Genomic DNA, 16,642 nt, shown 5'->3' on the forward strand with positions numbered 1-16,642 from the left:
GGCACCGAGAACGTCCAGCGTCGCCTGGTGAAACGCCTGCATGACGCCCTGTTCCACCCATTCGGTGAACCGGCGATGCGCGGTCGCCCGGGAGATCGGGAACGACTCGGGCAACGCGTTCCACGCACAGCCGGTCTGCAACGCATACACGATCGCCGCTACCGCGACCCGATCATCGATGCGTCGCCGCCCACCGCCCTGGTGTCTTTCCGGGTGGGCGGGCAGCAGCGGCCGCACGAGCTGCCACAACGACTCCGGGCAGTACTTCTCCACATCACTCACACCCGTACAACGAATGATGTTGGTCCTCAACAACCCCTATCGAGATGCGGTCTTAGCTCGCTGTCAAGCCCCGGGGCCGACTTATCCACAACGGCCTCACCCGCGACGGCCTTGTCCACAGCCACGTGGGCCTGGTTCTGAGTGAGCGGTGCGCCGGTTCTGTGTGAGGGGTGCGGGCCGGTTCTGGGGTCAGCGGTGGGCGCGGCTTTGCCTGTGCGGCGCGAGCCGGTTTCTGGGTCAGCACTGCGGTGCGGGTCCTGAGCGGCGTGTGCCGGTTCTGGGGTCAGCGGTGCTGTGCGGCGCGGGCCGGTCCTGGGGTCAGCGGGGGTGCGGCGTGCTTAAACGGCTCGGGCTGGTCTGCATCAGGGGTCCGAGCCCGGTTTTGCGTTGCAGTTGTATTGGAAAACGGCTACCTTTGACATTGCAGTCGTATTGCCAACACGGGGAGGGCCGATGGGGATCGTCGACCTGCGGGATGTCACCGCCGGCATGGTTGAGCTGGTCGGGGGCAAGGCGGCCGGGCTGGGCGAGATGTTGCGGGCCGGCGAACGGGTGCCGGACGGCTTCTGCATCACCGCCGACACCGGGGCGCTGCCCGAGGACGAGATCCGGGCCGCCTATCGGAGCCTGGGCGGGGGAGCGGTCGCCGTGCGGTCGAGCGCCACCGTCGAGGACGGCCCCGACGCCAGCTACGCCGGGATGTTCGACTCCGTGCTCGACGTGCACGGCGAGGACGCGCTGTTCGCCGCGATCGAGACGTGTCGCGCCTCGGCGGGGAATGCGCGCGTGGCGGCGTACGGGCAAGCGGGGGTTGACTTGGCCGTCGTCGTGCAACGGATGGTGGAGGCGGTGACCGGCGGGGTGCTCTTCACGGCGAACCCCGTGACCGGGCGGCGCGGCGAGATGATCGTCGAGGAGGCTCCGGGCGGCGGTGAGGCGGTCGTCGGCGGCACGACACACGTCAACAGGCGCGTTCTCGAGGACGGCGATCCGCTCCAAAACATAGGCGAGCGGCTGGAGAAGCAGTTCGGCTCGCCGCAGGACGTCGAATGGGCCGTCGACCGTGACGGGCAGCTCTGGATCCTGCAGTCGCGACCGATCACGACGCTCTTCCCGGCGCCACCGCCGACCGACGGGCCGCCGCGGGTCTACCTCGAGTTCGGCCACGTGCAGGGGATGCTCCAGCCGGTCACGCCGATGGGCATGGACACCCTGAAGGACGTGATCCGGGGGATGCTCGCGCCGCTCGGCATCACCGTCGAGATCACCGACATCGGCGGGCGCCTCTACGGCGACATGACCGATCTCGTACGCGACCCGGCCGCTCGCCGCCGGCTCATCCCGCTGCTGGCCGTCGACTTCGGGCCGCGCGCGCAGGCGGCCATGCGGCACGTGCTCGACGACCCGCGTTTCGCGCCCGGGCCGGCCCGGAAGAAGCAGGCTCGTGTCATGCCCCCGGTCGGTCGCGCCGTCCGCGGGATCTTGGGCGCGCTGGCCCGTCCCGAGCGGGCCCGCGCGCGCCTCGAGGCCGAGGTCGACCGCATCCGCCGCGACTCCGAGGACGACGGCCGCGCGCTGACCACCGCCGAGCGGTTCGCCCGGCTGCGGGAGGAGGACAAGTCCGACGGCCCCGACGCGCTTCTCTGGCCGATCGTCGCCGGCCTGCTCGCCGGTGCCCTGCCGCCGAAGCTGCTCGGCCCGGTCGCCCGCCCCGGCGAGATCAACACGATCCTCGCCGGCATGCCCCACAACGTCACGATCGAGATGGACCTCAAGCTCTGGGAAATCGCACACACGGGCGAAAACCTGAAACCCTTCCTGGACGCGTACGGGCACCGCGCCGCCGCCGAGGTCGACCTCGGTGTTCCCCGCTGGTCGGAGGACCCCACCCCGGTGCTGGCCGCGCTGGCCAACTACGAGCGGGTCACCGACGACGATCAGGCGCCCGACAAGCGCTTCGCCCGCGCCGCCGAGCAGGCCGAGACCACCCTGCGCGGGCTCGGCAAGCGTGCCCGGCGGCGCCGGCCCGTACGCGGTGGTCTCGCTGTTTTCCTGCTCGGGCGGGCTCGTCGCCTGTCGGGGCTGCGGGAGTCGGGGAAGTTCGCGGGTCTCTACCGGCTGGCCGAGATGCGCCGCCACCTGCTCGCCGTCGGCGCCGACCTGACCGCCGCCGGGATTCTCGATCGCTCCGACGACATCATGTTCCTCGACCTGGCCGAGGCGGAGAGTGCGACCCGGAGCTCGGGCGTGGCCGCTGACCTGGGCGGCGGTTTGCGCGAGTTGGTCGCCGACCGTCGCGCCCTTTACGAACGCGAGTCGCGGCGCCGATCCGTACCCGTGGCTCTGCTCTCCGACGGCACCGACGTCGAGGCGACCATGCCCGGCGAGCAGGACCCCGGCGCCCTCAAGGGTGTGGGCGCCTCGGCCGGGCGAGCCACAGGACCCGTACGCGTCGTCACCGACCCGGCCACCGCTCACCTCGAACCGGGCGAGATCCTCGTCGTCTCGACCACCGACCCCGGCTGGACGCCCCTGTTCCTCACCGCCGCCGCGCTCGTCACCGAAACCGGCGCGATCATGGCGCACGGACCGACCGTCGCCCGCGAGTACGGCATCCCGGCCGTGATCTGCGTGCCCGGCGCCACCCGCATTCTCCGCACCGGCCAGATCGTCACCGTCGACGCCGCGGCCGGCACCGTCACCGTCGTGGAGGGATGACGATGAGCCTGCTCCGACGCGCTCTCGCCGCCGAGGCCGCCACCTGGCGCAACCTGTTCCTGTGGGCCGGTCGCCGCCCGGTTCCGCTGTACGGCGGCGAACCGTTCGGCTATCTCGGTGTGGTCAAGCCGATCCTGGGCGTGTTCCTCGGACTGTCCGTCGTGGAGATCCCGATCCTCGACCTGATCGTCAAGAACGTGATCCCGTGGGGCCCGGCCCGCCTGATCACGCTGGCCATCAGCGTGTGGGGCCTGCTGTGGATGCTCGGCTTCCTCGGCGGCCTCATCCGGAATCCCCACCTGGTCGTCGACGAGGGCCTGCGCGTGCGCATGGGCCCCGGCATCGACATGACCGTACGGTGGGCCGACATCGCGTCGATCAGCAAGCGCTATCGTTCGATGCCGTCGAGCAAGGGCATCCAGTACGAGGACGGCGCCCTGCACGTCGTGGTCGGCAGCCAGACGTCGGTGGATGTCCGGCTGCGCCGCCCGATCGCGTTCGCCCTGCCGAAGGGCTCGGGGGAGCCGGTCGAGGAGGTGCGCCTGTACGCCGACGACCCGGACGGCCTGGTCCGCGCCGCCCGGTCCCGTCTCGAGGCCTTTGCGGAGTGACGACATGCCGAAGAAGGTCGACCACGACGAGCGCCGCCGCCTGATCGCGGACGCGCTGATGAAGGTCGCCGCCGAACAGGGCCTGGAAGCCGTGAGCCTGCGCCACGTGGCGCAGGCGGCCGGGGTGTCGGCGGGGATGGTGCAGCACTACTTCCACACCAAGGACGAGATGATGGTGTTCGCCCTGGCCGCCATCAGCGAGCGCAGCGAGGTCCGGGTCCGCGCCGCCGTGGACGCGCTCGGCGCCGACCCCACTCCTCGCCTGTTATTGCGTACGATGATCGCCGCTCTGCTGCCCCTCGAAGGCCCCACCCGTGAGGACGGCCGGGTCGCGCTGGCCTTCCTCGCCTACACGGCAGTGCGCCCCGCGGCGTCGGCCGAACTGCGACCCAGCACCGCCCAGTTCGTCGAGTTCATCGCGTCGATGCTCCCGCGCGGCGGTGCGGTGGCGGCCGCCGGGCTGCTGGCGTTGATGGAGGGACTCGGCCTCTACCTGCTGGGCGGCCAGTACACGCCTGCGCAGGCCCTCGACGCGCTGGACGCCCAGCTCGACCTGCTCTTCGCCACCTGATCGTCAGACGCGGCCGCCAGGGCCGCCGGGGAGAACGCCGCAGTGGCGGCAGGCCCTTCGCGGGCGGCGATCCTCGCCGCCGCAGACGAAGCACCGCCCGGCCGGGTCGACGCCGGCGGCGTACGAGGCGAGCACCCGGCTCACCACGACGGGCAGCGGATCGGCCGGGTACTTCTGTGGGTCGGGACAGTAGGCGAGGCCGCAAAACCCCCGGGAGTTCCACGGATGCAGACCCGCCGGGAACCGGTGACCCTGCCGCTTCAACGCGCGTCGGCGAGCAGCGAAGGCGGCTGCCCCCGGCAGCACCAGCGCCCGGGTCGTCTCGAGGTCGTCGAGAGCACGAACCAGGGACGCCGGATCAACCTCGACGCGAACCGGGACGCGGTGGGTGACTGACAGGTAGTTCCACGTGGCCTTGAACCCGAAGGGCGCGAAGTGGTGGAGGCAGTTCCCCAGCCTCACCCGGCGCAACTGTGGGCTCAGACTCTCGTCCCGCACCAGGCGCGCGGTCGCGGGAAAGCTGGCCACTCCGGAAATGATCACACGCCCGGCACCCGCGTCCGAAGAGGATTTCGAGCGGCGTCGTGAGGGGGAGGCTGGGGACGACACCGGTGGGCCGGCGGTGTTAGGTTGCCGGGGTTCGGTCATGAGTGTCAGCGCGCGGCCCCGGCTTGCTGGCCGGCAGCCCTCCGTTCGCGGGCGGGGTACTCCGGGTGACGACCAGGTGTGACACGACCGTGTCGCGCAAGCCGTGAGTCAGGGAGCCTGTCGTGGATTCGCCGCGGTTTCGCCCAGCGATCGCCGATGACGCGGACCGGATCGCGGACCTGCACGCCGACAGTTGGCGCCGCCACTACCGGGGCGCGTACGCCGATTCGTTCCTCGACGGGGATGTGGTCTCCGACCGCCGCAGGGTGTGGCGAGGGCGGCTGGCCGCGGCGGCCGGCGCGCACACTGTCGTCGCTGAGCGCGCCGGGCGGTTGGTGGGATTCGTGCACGTCGTCCTCGACGAGAACACTCGGTGGGGGAGCCTGGTCGACAACCTGCATGTCGTCCACGACCAGCAGCGCGGCGGCGTGGGGACGGTGTTGCTGGCCCACGCCGCCGGGGCGGTCGCCGAGCGGGCGGCGTCGGCGGGGATGTACCTGTGGGTGCTGCGGCAGAACACGGCAGCACAGCGGTTCTACCGTGCGGCCGGGGGCCGGTGCGTCGAGACCGCGACGGTGTCTGCCCCGGGCGGGGATCCGGGGCGGCTCAACGGTTCTCCCGAGAAGTTGCGGATGGTCTGGCCTGATGCTCGGACGTTGACGTAACGTCTATCGTCGATCTGTGCATCGCGAGGACGGCAGGGCGAGCCTCGGGGCGTTGGCCGCCTGCGGCGGCGCGCTGGCGTTGGCCGCCTGGGCCGCGTTCTGGTGGCTGGCCGTCCCGCGCCACGACATCTGCTCGCTGACGTTTCCAGCACCCGCCGGTTGCAGCTCGGCGCGGGTCCCGGTTGCCGCAGTGTGGTCCGCCGTCATCGCGAGTTCGTACGTCGTCCTGCTGTTCTTCGCGGCCAGGCGGCACGGCGCGTGGGTCGTCGGCCTTCTCGGCCTGGTGATCGGGGCCGTCTGGGGGTTCTATTCGGTTCTCTACGCCTGATGTCAGCTTGTCGGCGTGGCAAGCTATGAACTTTCCGGGTGGATGTGGATGGCTCCGATGTCACTGGATGATGTTTACGACGATGCCGTGGACTTCGGGGCTGAAGGCGAGGTTCCAGTCGGCACGCCGATCGGAACGACCAGGCTTGCCCATGTCATGAGGGTCTACAACTCCATCCTGGGCGGTGGTCTCGGGTCGGCGATGGCAGTTGTCGAGCCGGCCGGGTTCGAACGTGCTGTGGCGGGATTTCGATACCTCGGTCTGGGTGACTTGGCGGACCGTTTGGCGCGATCGGTGGAAAGCTATGGCAGGCCGGATCACGACTTTCAAGAGCAACGCGGGTTGGAGCAGCTGCTGCGTGCGGGGGACCCGGTCGGCGATGCTTTTGAGAGGAAGGCGGCTCAGATTCCGTCGGACTTCGGGCTTTGATGTTTTCCACCCTCGTGCGGGTGGAAAGGAAACCGCCGGACGCGACCGTGAACAGCCATGCGAGACCACGTGGCTGCCGCGCACCGCCGGTCTTCGGCCGGCAGTTCTCAGTGCTTATTGGCGTGGGTGAAGCGGGTGCGATAGAGCGACGCGCTCAACCCGTAGTGCGACTTGAACCGGCGGGCGAAGTAGTTCTGGTCGGGCCAGCCGACCGACTCGCCGATGCGGTTGATGGGCTTGTCGGTGTGCAGCAGGCGGGTCGCGGCGAGCTCGACGCGGTGGCGGGACAGGAAGGCCATCGGGGGCAGGCCCGTCGCGGCCTTGAAGAGGCGGACCAGGTAGCCGGGGGCCAGGTGCAGTTCGGCGGCCAGCTCGGTCAGGGTCCACTGGTGGGCGGGGCGATCCTCCATCATGCGCATCGCGTCGAGCACGGCGGGGTGGGTGCCGGCCGAGCCGTTGGAGGCGTCGGCCACCACTCGGGCCAGGGTGCTGAGGAAGAGCGTGAGACGGCCGATCATGTCGCCGCGGTAGTCGGCGGCCGGGACGGTGCGGAGTTTCTGCAGGCCGTCGAGGTGTTCCAGGCAGGCGGTGGCGGCGTCGTCGGTCAGGTGGGTATAGAGGATGCCGCGACGTTGGCCCGAGTAGGGGCCGGTCCAGAGCAGGTGGCCCAGCCGGGGATCCTGGCGGGTCCAGGCCAGCTCGCGTTGTAACAATTCGGTCGAGAAGCAGCAGTTGTAGAGGACCAGGCTGCGGCAGTTCTCGTAGCCGTGCCACACGCCCGGACGCAGCAGGACCGCGTCGCCGATGGTGAGCTCCTGACGGCCGGCGAGGCTGTGGTGCACCCCGGTTCCCGAGATGACCAGCGCGATCTCCACGAAGCTGTGCGTGTGCACCGGATGCGTGTCTTCGTGCAGGTAGTGACCGGCGTAGGCCACCGACCCGTCGATGAAGTGCAGCAGGGTCCGGGTGTTCTCGACCGGGGGGTCTTCGGACATGCCCCACCGTAGGCCCCAGGTGAATTTCGTGCTACCTCCGGTTCATCACGGGCTATGCCGCGGCCTGCGGCGACCCAGAGGATCGGGGTCAAGCGAAACCTTCTCGCCACGAAAACGAAACATCTTGCTCGCCTCCTCGCCGCGTCGGTTCTTGAATCGTTTCAGCGGCGAGTCGTTGCTGTACAGGAGTGTCATGCCGGAAATCGCCGCCCCCCACGCCCTCCGCTTCGAGCACCACCCCGCGCCCGTCCTCGGCCTCGGTACGGCCACCCCGCGCATCTCCTGGCAGGTCGCGACGGCCCCCGACGGCTACGCCCAGACCCGCTACCAGATCGAGATCACCCGCACCGCCGCCGCCCGCGAAGTTGATCACGATGGGGTGAACAGTGGCGAGGCGGAGCTCCGTCGGGCCGACGACGTCGAGGGAAGCGGTACCGAGGCAGGCCACGTCGAGGGAAGCGGTACCGAGGCAGAGCACGTCGAGGGAAGTGGTGCTGAGGGAGGCCACGTCGAGAGGGTCGGTGGTAGGGCCGAAGGTGACGAGGCCGGGCGCCCCGAGGACGGCCCGCGTGGGGAAAGAGCCGAGGTCTTCGAGATCGCGTCCGGCGAGCAGGTGCTGGTGCCTTGGCCGGGGGCGCCGCTCACGTCGAGGGAGGCGGCCTCCGTACGGGTCAGGGCCGGCGATACCGCAGGCTGGAGTGGGTGGAGTGAGCCCGCCACCGTCGAGGCCGGGCTGCTCGAACCGGCCGACTGGAGCGCGCGCTTCGTCAGCCCGCGCGAGATCGGCGCCTGGGGCAGCCCGTCCCCGGTCCTCGCCGGCGTCATCGAGCTCCCCGCCGGCATCGTCAAGGCCCGCCTGTACGCCACCGCGCACGGCCTCTACACCGCCGAGCTCAACGGCCATCGGGTCGGCGACGAGCAGCTCGCCCCGGGCTGGACCGCCTACCAGCATCGCCTTCGCTATCGCACCCACGACGTGACCGCGCTGCTCGCCGAGGGCGTCAACCGTCTCGAGGTGCAGCTCGGCAACGGCTGGTTCCGCGGCTACCTCGGCTTCCGCAACCAGCACAGCCTGTACGGCGACCGCCTCGCCCTGCTGGCCCAGCTCGAGGTCGAGACGGCTGACGGCACCGTACGGACCCTCGCCACCGACGGCAACTGGACCGCCCGCGAGGGCACGATCGTCGACGACGACCTCTACAACGGCCAGACCACCGACCTGCGGCGGAACGAAGGCAGCGAAACCCCGGTGGACGAACTCGACGCCGACAAAACCCTGCTCGTCGCCCCCGACGGCCCACCCGTACGGATCACCGAGGTCCTCCCCGCGGTCGAGGTCTTCACCTCCCCGTCCGGCAAGACGCTCGTCGACTTCGGCCAGAACCTCGTCGGCTGGGTGCGCCTGACAGTGAAGGGCAACAGAGACGACAAGATCGTCGTACGCCATGCCGAGGTCCTCGAGGACGGCGAGCTGGGCACCCGCCCGTTGAGGGCCGCCAAGGCCACCGACGAGTGGATCCTCGACGGCCCGGAAAAAAGAGTGCTCGAGCCGAGCCTCACGTTCCACGGCTTCCGCTACGCCGAGGTCACCGGTGTCGACGGCCTGAACAAAGAGGACATCGAGGCCGTCGTCGTCGGGTCCGACCTGCGGCGTACGGGATGGTTCGAGTCCTCGAACGAGCTGCTCGACCGCTTCCACGAGAACGTCGTCTGGGGCATGCGCGGCAACTTCGTCGACGTGCCGACCGACTGCCCGCAGCGCGACGAGCGGCTCGGCTGGACCGGCGACATCCAGGTCTTCTCGCCGACCGCGTCGTTCCTGTTCGACTCGGCCGGCTTCCTCACCAACTGGCTCGCCGACCTCGCCTCGGAGCAGCAGAAGGACGGCTCGGTCCCGTACGTGATCCCGGACGTCATCCGGCAGCCGGGCCAGGCCACCGCCGCGTGGGGCGACGCCGCGACCATCGTGCCGTGGGTGCTCTATCAGCGCACCGGAGACCGCGGCCTGCTCGAACGGCAGCTGCCCAGCATGCGCGGCTGGGTCGACAAGATGGCCGCCCTCGCCGGGCCCGACCTGCTGTGGGCCGGTGGCTTCCAGTTCGGCGACTGGCTCGACCCGACCGCCCCGCCCGAGGACCCGTTCCGGGCCAAGGCCGACCCCGACGTCATCGCGACCGCCCACCTGGCCCGCTCGGCCGAGGTCGTGGCCCAGGCCGCGCTCGCGATCGGCGACGGGGCCGTGGCCCGCGAGTACGGCGAGCTGGCCCGGCGTGTTCGGGAGGCGTTCGCCCGCGAATACGTGACCGAGGGCGGGCGGGTGCTCAGCGACGCGCCGACCGCCTATGCGCTGGCCCTGCAGTGGGCGCTGCTGCCCACGGCCGAGCAGCGGGAACACGCCGGACGTCGGCTGGCCGACCTCGTGCGGGTCGCCGGTTTCCGCATCAGCACCGGGTTCGTCGGGACGCCGCTGATGACCGACGCGCTCACCGACGCGGGCGAGCCCGAGCTGGCGTATCGGCTGCTTCTGCAGACCGGGGTGCCGAGCTGGCTCTACCCGGTGACGATGGGCGCCACCACGGTCTGGGAGCGCTGGGACAGCATGTTGCCGGACGGGTCGATCAACCCGGGGCAGATGACGTCGTTCAACCACTACGCGCTCGGGGCGGTCGCCGACTGGATGCACCGCCGGGTGGCCGGCCTCGCGCCCGCCGAGCCCGGGTATCGCCGGATCGAGGTGCGGCCGCTGCCGACCGGTGAGCTCACCTTCGCCAAGGCCCGGCACCTCACCCCGTACGGGGAAGCCTCTGTCTCTTGGAGGCGGAGCGAGGGAGAGCTGCGGCTGGACGTGACGGTGCCGGTGGGAACGACGGCGACGGTGCACCTGGCGGGCGAGGAGATCGGTGTCGGTCCGGGCTCGCACTCCTGGGTTGTGCCCGACCCGGCCCGATCGGCGGATCGGGAAGCCGAGCCGAGCATCCGGCAGCTCATGGACCACGCGCCGAGCTGGGCCGAAGTGGTCGCCGTGGCCCGGGAAGCCGGTGTCGCGGACGACGAAGCGGCCCTGGCCGACCGGCTCGAACGCTACCTCGACATGCCCGCGGCCCGCTTCGCCGACGCCGCCACCGCCCACGGCTTCATTCCCGGTGGCGACCAGCTCGCCGCCCGCCTGAACTCTCTCCTCTCCTCCGACAACCGATAAGGGAGCCATCGATGAGACGACGAACGGCCTGAAGACCCCGACCACCTGGGACGAGTTCCAGGCCAACAACGCCAAGCTCAAGGCGGCCGGCGTCGACCCCGTCATTCAGACGTACGGCGAGACGTGGACCTCGCAGCTGTTCATCCTCGGTGATTACCACAACGTCGAGGCGGCCTCCCCGGGCTGGGCCGAGCAGTACACCAAGAACCAGGCCAAGTACGCCACCACGCCCGCGGCCCGGGCGGGCTTTGATCACCTTCAGCAGGTTCACGACGCCGGCTACGTGAACAAGGACTTCGCCTCGGCCAAGCTCACCGACGGGCTGAACAAGCTGGCCAAGGGACAGGGCGCGCAGTACCCGATCCTGTCCGCGATGCTCAGCCAGCTCATCGCCGACAACCCGGGCACCGAGAACAAGATCGGGCTGTTCGCGATCCCCGGCGCCGACGCCGCCAAGAACGGCCTGACCGTGTGGGCGCCGAACGGGCTCTACATCCCGAGCAGCACGACCGGCGCCAAGCTCGAGGCGGCCAAGAAGTTCCTCGGGTTCGTCGCCAGCCCCGAAGGCTGCGAGTCCCTCGGCACGGCGACCCAGCCGACCGGCCCGTACGCCGTCAAGGGTTGCAAGCTGCCCGAGTCGGTGCCGCAGGCGGTCAAGGACATGCAGACCTACATCGACAAGCCGGGCGCGTCCAGCCTGGCCCTCGAGTTCCTCTCCCCGGTCAAGGGCCCGGCGCTCGAGCAGATCTGCGTCGAGGTCGGCTCCGGCATCCGCAAGTCCGACGCGGCCGCCAAGCTCTACGACGAGGACGTCAAGAAGCAGGCCCAGCAGCTCGGACTCGAGGGCTGGTAGGTCTCGTGGCGACCGACACCACTGTTCAGCGGGCGGCCCGGACGCGCGGCGACGCCTCCGGGCCCGCCCCGGGCGGGCGCAAACGCAGCCCGTACCCGCACTGGTTCTACCTGCCGGCGGCGATCGTCTACGCCGTGCTGTTCCTCGTGCCGACGGTGACGTCGTTCTACTTCAGCCTGACCCGGTGGAGCATCTTCGACTCCCAGTTCATCGGGTTCGACAACTACGTCACCTTCTTCCAGGAACCGGCGCTGGTCTCGGGTCTGTGGCACACCGTCGTCTACGCGGTGATCACCTCGGGGCTCAAGGTCGTGCTCGGCCTCGGCCTGGCCGTGCTGCTCACCTCGCAGATCATGGCCCGCGGCTACCTGCGCTCGGTCGTCTTCTTCCCGGTGCTGGTCAGCACGATCGGGGTCGGCCTGACGTTCACGATCCTGCTCGACCCCGAGGAAGGGCTGATCAACGAGTCGCTGGCGCTGCTGGGCATCCAGGGGCCGGGCTGGCTCACCGATCCCTCGTACGCCCTGGTCTCGGTCGCGCTCGTCGACGTGTGGAAGGGTGTCGGCCTGGCCACGCTCATCTACATCGCCGGCATCGTGTCGATCCCGGGCGAGTATTTCGAGGCGGCCCGCGTCGACGGCGCCTCGGCCTGGCAGAACTTCCGCAGCATCGTGCTCCCGCTGGCCCGCCCGGCGACGTTCACCGTGATCCTGCTGTCGCTGATCGGCGGGCTGCGGTCGTTCGACCTGATCTGGGCCATGACCCGCGGTGGGCCCGGCTTCACGTCCGACGTGATCGCGTCGGTCATCTACAAGCAGTACCAGGCCGGCTTCTACGGCCTGTCGACCGCCGGGAACGTCATCCTCTTCCTGCTCGTGACGGCGATCATCTTCCCGCTGTCGCGCTATCTCAACAGCAAGGAGGTGGACCTGTGACCGCCTCGTCCTTGTCCAGGAAGCGGCCGCTGCTCAGCATCGTGGCCATTCTGCTGTCCCTGGTCGTCTTCGTGGTGCCGTTCGCGTTCATCGTGCTGACCGCGCTCAAGAGCCGGCAGGAGGCGTCGCTGCTCGACTTCTCCTGGCCCACCCAGTTCCACTTCGTGCAGAACTTCATCGACGTCGTGCAGGCCCGCGACTACATGCTGATCATCGCGTTCATCAACAGCACGATCCTGACCGTCGCGTCGGTGGCGATCCTGGTGGTGCTGGCCGCGATGGTCGCCTTCGTGCTGCAGCGGCGCCGCACCCGCTGGACCGGCCTGATCAACTTCATGGTGCTGTCCGGCCTGATCATCCCGCCCGCCGTCGTGCCGACGATCTGGGTCCTTCAAAAACTCGGTCTCTTCCGTACGATGCCCGGCCTCATCCTCATCGAGGTGGCCTTCGGCCTGTCGTTCTGCGTGCTGCTGTTCCGGGCGTTCATCGCCACCGTGCCGCGCGAGCTCGACGAGGCGGCGATCATCGACGGCGCGGGACCGCTGCGGCTGTTCTTCCGGGTCATCCTGCCGCTGCTGCGCTCGGTCATCATCACGGTCGTGGTCGTCCAGTCGGTGACGATCTTCAACGATTTCGTGAACCCGCTCTACTTCCTGCCCGGCGATCAGAACGCCACCGTTCAGCTCACCCTCTACAACTTCTCCAGCTCCTACTCGACCCAGTACAACCTGCTGTTCATGGACATCCTGCTGATCACGATTCCTCCGCTGATCATGTTCTTGTTCTTCAACAAGCGCATAGTGGCGGGTATGACCGCGGGGGCCGTCAAGGGTTGAGGTGTGTTGATGCGTGTTGCACGTCTTTTCGGCGCCGGTGACATCCGGCTGCTTGATGACTCGCTGCCTTCGGCTTCTCCGGGCGCTCGTCTCGTTGAGGTCACGTCGGTCGGGATCTGCGGGTCCGACCTGCACTGGTTCACCGAGGGCGGGATCGGGGACGCGGTCACGTCGTCGCCGCTGGTGCTCGGGCACGAGATGGCCGGGGTGATCCGGGGCGGGCCCGACGACGGCGTGCGGGTGGCGATCGACCCGGCCATCCCGTGCCTGCGTTGCGAGCCGTGCCGGGACGGCTGGCCGAACCTGTGCCTGAACATCGTCTTCGCCGGGCACGGGAGCACCGACGGGGGTTTGCGTCAGTTCCTGACCTGGCCGGCCGACCGGCTGCACCCGCTGCCCGACAAGCTCAGCTACGACGACGGGGCCATGCTCGAACCGCTCGGGGTGGCCCTGCACGCGCTCGACCTGGGCCACGTGCGGATGGCGTCGACGGTGGCGGTGGTCGGCTGCGGACCGATCGGCCTGCTGCTCGTGCAGCTGGCCGCCCGGCACGGCGCGACCCGGGTGCTGGCCGCCGAGCCGCTGCCACACCGCCTGGCGGCCGCTTTGGAGTTCGGGGCGGTGCCGGCTTCCGGCGACCCGGTCGCCGACGTGGTCTTCGAGGTGTCCGGGTCGCCCGCCGCCGTCGACACGGCTCTGCGCCTGGCCAAACCGGGCGCCCGGGTTGTGCTGGTCGGCATCCCCGACGGCGACCACACGACCTTCAGCGCGTCGATCGCCCGCCGCAAGGGGTTGACGTTGGTGCTGGCCCGCCGGATGGGCGAGGTCTACCCGCGGGCGATCGACCTGGCCGCCTCGGGTGCGGTCGATCTCGCGTCCGTCGTCTCCGACGTCCACGGCCTTTCCGACGTGGCAGAGGCGTTCGCCGCGGCGGCGGCCCGAACCGGCCTGAAAGTCGTCGTGCACCCCAACGGCTGACTTCATACCCGGCCCTGTGATGAGATCTCGCGATGATCGAACCGCTGACCTACCGAGCCACCCCCGACGAATGGGCCGAGTGGGCGGCGTTCGCCGAGCACGTGCCCGACGCCGACGACGAGGAGGCGCCCGACGCGGGCGCGCTGCTCGAGGTGCTCGTCGACGGGGCCCTGCACCAGGGTTTCTGCTACCCGCACACGGCCGCCGCCGTACCCGGCTTCGTCGCCCTGGCCACGGACGAGAGGGTCGGCGACTACCAGCGAGCCTGGATTCTCGTTCATCTGTTCTCGATCGCCACAGTCGGGCGCCGTGACCTGTGCCGTGGCGCCGACACCCAGGTCGAGGCGCCCGAGGCCGTCGCGGCCCGCCGCGCGGTGGCCGGCGCCCTCCCGCGGCTGACCGGGCGATGGGACGACGAATCCGAGGGTGGAAAGTTCTTCCTCGCGGCGCTCGTCGCCGCCTGTCCCGAGGCCGGAGTCTCCCTGCGGGCGCAGATCGGGCGTCTGCGGGAGGCCTACGCCAGGACCACCCGTGAGGCGACCTTGCGGCTGGTCGAAGCACTGGCCGATGCCGATCCGCAACAGATCGACCTTCGCGACATCAGCCCCGCGGCCGCCGCGAGACGCGACAGCCCGCACTGCGCGCCGGAGAACAGAGGCCTGTCCGTGCTGGAAGCGTTGATCATCGAAGAGATCGACGCGTCCTGGCCGGGCTGAAAATCGTCGTCCATCCGGATGGTTAATCCATTGTCCGGGGGCGCGCCGATCCCTACCGTAGAGATCACCAACTGGCCGGGATTACAGGAGATCGGATGCTCTTCGTCATGTCGTACGGCGGCGTAGCCGTGCGTCCCGGCCTGCCACCCGGCTAGCGTCCCCCTCGCTGACCGGGCTGTCCACAAGGAGGTGACCCGGTGAGTGATGTGCTGGTGCTCAACGCCGACCTGGGGCCGCTGCACCGGGTGAGCCTTCGGCACGCCGTACGGATGCTGGTGCGGCAGGTGGCCGAGGTGCACGAGGCCCGCCCCGACGGCGTGATCGGCGTCTGGCCCGTCCCGACCGTCGTGCGCCTGGTGACGTACGTGGTCACGCGCTGGCGTCACAGCCGTGGCCCGTCCTGGTCGCGCGCCGGCGTGCTGGCCCGCGACGGCCGCCACTGCGCCTACTGCAACCGCGCCGCGACGACCATCGACCACGTGCTGCCCCGCTCGCGAGGCGGCGCCAACTCGTGGCTGAACACCGTCGCCGCGTGCTACCCGTGCAACCAGCGCAAGGGCGACCGCACCCCGTCCGAGGCCCGCATGCCCCTGCTCCGCAAGCCCTCAACCCCGACCTGGGTGTCCTTCGCCATCCGCCGCTGACCGCCGACGAGCACCGCCCTTATGCGTAGGGGCGGTGCTCGTGTGCCTCGTTCCACTTTCGAAGTTCCTCGTGCAGCGCCCGAACCTCGTCCGGAACAGGGTCCGGAAAGTGGGGCGTCGACTCCGCGATCGCCTCGACCTCCTCCTCGCCGACGACCTCGGCGATCGCGTCCCACAGAACCCCGCGGGCCCTGGAGAGACGCGGCCCGACCAGCCATTCGGTGACGAACCGGTCGAGCGTGCGAGCGTCACCGTCCCCCGCCGCCTGCCGAGAGCCGATTCGGTCCAGCGAGGCGACAATGCTCTCCATGAGCCGAGCGACCTCAACCGCCCGGTCCAACGGAATCGAGACCAGCGGTCCGGCACTCTTTGCGTTCACGCTCGTCAGCACATCACAACCGGTCAGGTGAGGTCGCGCTGGTAGATGGTGGTTCGGTGGGTGGGGTGGTAGCCGAGGGCCTCGTTGATGTGGCGCATCGCGGTGTTGTCGTCGGCGGCGTCGGCGAGCAGGCCGGTCAGCGCGGGGAAGCGGGTGCGGACCCGGGTCATCTGGGCGGCCTTCATCCAGCGGGCCAGGCCGTGGCCGCGGTGGGCGGGTAGGACGCCGGTGCCGTAGTGCTGGGCATCGCCGCCGCCGGACGCGGGGACGACCAGTTCGGTGAAGCCGGCCATCTCGCCATCCGTGGTCAGGGCGGCCGTCGTGCACAGCGTCTCGTCGCGGTTCGCCACCACCTCGGCCACCGCGTGCAGGCGGGCCACGTCCCAGGGCCAGGTGACGTTGATGGCCTCGCCCATCGGCATGTCGTCCATCGCCGAGCGCGCCCGCACGAACGTCTCTACGAGATCGTCCGTGACCGTGCCCTCCCAGTGCACCAGACGATAGCCGGGCACCTCGTCGACCAGCGGGGCAACAACGTCGGTCAAATTCAGCCGGGTGTACGTCAACCCGAGCACGCGCCGGAAGCCGAGCGCCTCGCAGAAGTGATCACCTTCCGACCCGTACGCGATCTGCTCGGTCTGCAGCGTGCGCAGCCCGCGGGCCGTGGCCACCTCGGCGATGTCGTGGAGCAGGCCGGTCGCGACGCCGGTCCGCCGTTCGGCCGGGTGCACGTGGAGCTGGATCTCCGAGCCGGGCAGCCACAGGAACGCGGTGCCGAGCGGGCGGCCGTCGGGCGCGGCGCCCAGCCAGGCGAGCCGTTCATCGGTTTCCGCCAGTCGCGTGATCTGCACGGCG

General features: G+C 69.9%; 18 protein-coding genes and 1 riboswitch. Of the genes, 13 read left to right on the top strand and 5 right to left on the bottom strand.

What is annotated here, in order from left to right; genetic code table 11:
* On the bottom strand, positions 1-282 hold a 282-nt coding region (locus EER30_RS26585; protein WP_164842490.1), incomplete at its 3' end, for a transposase.
* 453 nt (positions 283-735) lie between these two features.
* Between EER30_RS26585 and EER30_RS26590 the strand changes: the two genes are divergently transcribed.
* From EER30_RS26590 to EER30_RS26600, 3 genes are read left to right on the top strand one after another with little or no spacing between them, the layout of a single operon-like run.
* A complete protein-coding gene (locus tag EER30_RS26590; protein WP_127503341.1) occupies positions 736-3,000 on the top strand; it encodes a PEP/pyruvate-binding domain-containing protein in 2,265 nt (754 codons plus the stop codon).
* Between the two features lie 2 nt (positions 3,001-3,002).
* Complete coding sequence (locus EER30_RS26595) at positions 3,003-3,611, top strand: hypothetical protein (protein ID WP_127503342.1); 609 nt, start codon at positions 3,003-3,005, stop codon at positions 3,609-3,611.
* Between the two features lie 4 nt (positions 3,612-3,615).
* On the top strand, positions 3,616-4,182 hold the full coding sequence (locus EER30_RS26600; protein WP_127503343.1) for a TetR/AcrR family transcriptional regulator: 567 nt from the start codon (positions 3,616-3,618) through the stop codon (positions 4,180-4,182).
* A 3-nt stretch (positions 4,183-4,185) separates the two neighbouring features.
* Here the strand turns inward: EER30_RS26600 and EER30_RS26605 are convergent, their stop codons facing one another.
* Positions 4,186-4,710: a hypothetical protein gene (locus EER30_RS26605; RefSeq protein WP_127503344.1), complete on the bottom strand. Its 525-nt coding sequence runs from the start codon at positions 4,708-4,710 to the stop codon at positions 4,186-4,188.
* Positions 4,711-4,824: 114 nt separating this feature from the next.
* A riboswitch (SAM riboswitch) is annotated at positions 4,825-4,939 on the top strand.
* Positions 4,940-4,952: 13 nt separating this feature from the next.
* Between EER30_RS26605 and EER30_RS26610 the strand changes: the two genes are divergently transcribed.
* The 3 genes from EER30_RS26610 to EER30_RS26620 are packed head-to-tail and all read left to right on the top strand — an operon-like array spanning position 4,953 to position 6,252.
* A complete protein-coding gene (locus EER30_RS26610) occupies positions 4,953-5,495 on the top strand; it encodes a GNAT family N-acetyltransferase (RefSeq protein WP_127503345.1) in 543 nt (180 codons plus the stop codon).
* 16 nt (positions 5,496-5,511) lie between these two features.
* The gene (locus EER30_RS26615; protein ID WP_127503346.1) at positions 5,512-5,823 is read left to right on the top strand and encodes a hypothetical protein; all 312 of its coding nucleotides are present in this window, start codon (positions 5,512-5,514) and stop codon (positions 5,821-5,823) included.
* Positions 5,824-5,838: 15 nt separating this feature from the next.
* Positions 5,839-6,252: a hypothetical protein gene (locus EER30_RS26620; protein ID WP_127503347.1), complete on the top strand. Its 414-nt coding sequence runs from the start codon at positions 5,839-5,841 to the stop codon at positions 6,250-6,252.
* 107 nt (positions 6,253-6,359) lie between these two features.
* Here the strand turns inward: EER30_RS26620 and EER30_RS26625 are convergent, their stop codons facing one another.
* Complete coding sequence (locus EER30_RS26625; RefSeq protein WP_127503348.1) at positions 6,360-7,247, bottom strand: helix-turn-helix transcriptional regulator; 888 nt, start codon at positions 7,245-7,247, stop codon at positions 6,360-6,362.
* Between the two features lie 193 nt (positions 7,248-7,440).
* Here EER30_RS26625 and EER30_RS26630 point away from each other — a divergent pair, with 193 nt between their 5' ends.
* The 7 genes from EER30_RS26630 (at position 7,441) to EER30_RS26660 (ending at position 15,408) form a co-directional block, all read left to right on the top strand.
* Positions 7,441-10,446, top strand: coding sequence for a family 78 glycoside hydrolase catalytic domain (locus tag EER30_RS26630; RefSeq protein ID WP_127503349.1), 3,006 nt, complete (start codon positions 7,441-7,443; stop codon positions 10,444-10,446).
* Between the two features lie 28 nt (positions 10,447-10,474).
* A complete protein-coding gene (locus EER30_RS26635) occupies positions 10,475-11,299 on the top strand; it encodes an ABC transporter substrate-binding protein (protein WP_240670334.1) in 825 nt (274 codons plus the stop codon).
* Between the two features lie 5 nt (positions 11,300-11,304).
* On the top strand, positions 11,305-12,234 hold the full coding sequence (locus EER30_RS26640; RefSeq protein WP_127503351.1) for a carbohydrate ABC transporter permease: 930 nt from the start codon (positions 11,305-11,307) through the stop codon (positions 12,232-12,234).
* Positions 12,231-13,070, top strand: coding sequence for a carbohydrate ABC transporter permease (locus EER30_RS26645; protein ID WP_240670317.1), 840 nt, complete (start codon positions 12,231-12,233; stop codon positions 13,068-13,070). The genes EER30_RS26640 and EER30_RS26645 overlap by 4 nt, the downstream gene beginning before the upstream one ends.
* Positions 13,071-13,079: 9 nt before the next feature.
* Positions 13,080-14,048 carry a zinc-dependent alcohol dehydrogenase gene (locus EER30_RS26650; protein ID WP_127503352.1) on the top strand — a complete coding sequence of 323 codons (969 nt, stop codon included), beginning with the start codon at positions 13,080-13,082 and terminating at the stop codon, positions 14,046-14,048.
* A 32-nt stretch (positions 14,049-14,080) separates the two neighbouring features.
* Positions 14,081-14,764 (top strand): hypothetical protein, encoded by a 684-nt coding sequence (locus EER30_RS26655; protein ID WP_127503353.1) that lies wholly within the window; start codon positions 14,081-14,083, stop codon positions 14,762-14,764.
* Between the two features lie 197 nt (positions 14,765-14,961).
* Complete coding sequence (locus EER30_RS26660) at positions 14,962-15,408, top strand: HNH endonuclease (protein ID WP_127503354.1); 447 nt, start codon at positions 14,962-14,964, stop codon at positions 15,406-15,408.
* A gap of 19 nt (positions 15,409-15,427) precedes the next feature.
* Here EER30_RS26660 and EER30_RS26665 read toward each other — a convergent pair whose 3' ends face one another.
* Positions 15,428-15,787, bottom strand: coding sequence for a hypothetical protein (locus EER30_RS26665; protein ID WP_127503355.1), 360 nt, complete (start codon positions 15,785-15,787; stop codon positions 15,428-15,430).
* Positions 15,788-15,810: 23 nt separating this feature from the next.
* Positions 15,811-16,638 (bottom strand): GNAT family N-acetyltransferase, encoded by an 828-nt coding sequence (locus EER30_RS26670; RefSeq protein ID WP_205650430.1) that lies wholly within the window; start codon positions 16,636-16,638, stop codon positions 15,811-15,813.
* Positions 16,639-16,642: the final 4 nt, after the last annotated feature.

It is taken from the genome of Actinoplanes solisilvae (genome assembly GCF_003999975.1).
In the GTDB taxonomy this organism is placed as follows: Bacteria; Actinomycetota; Actinomycetes; order Mycobacteriales; family Micromonosporaceae; genus Actinoplanes; species Actinoplanes solisilvae.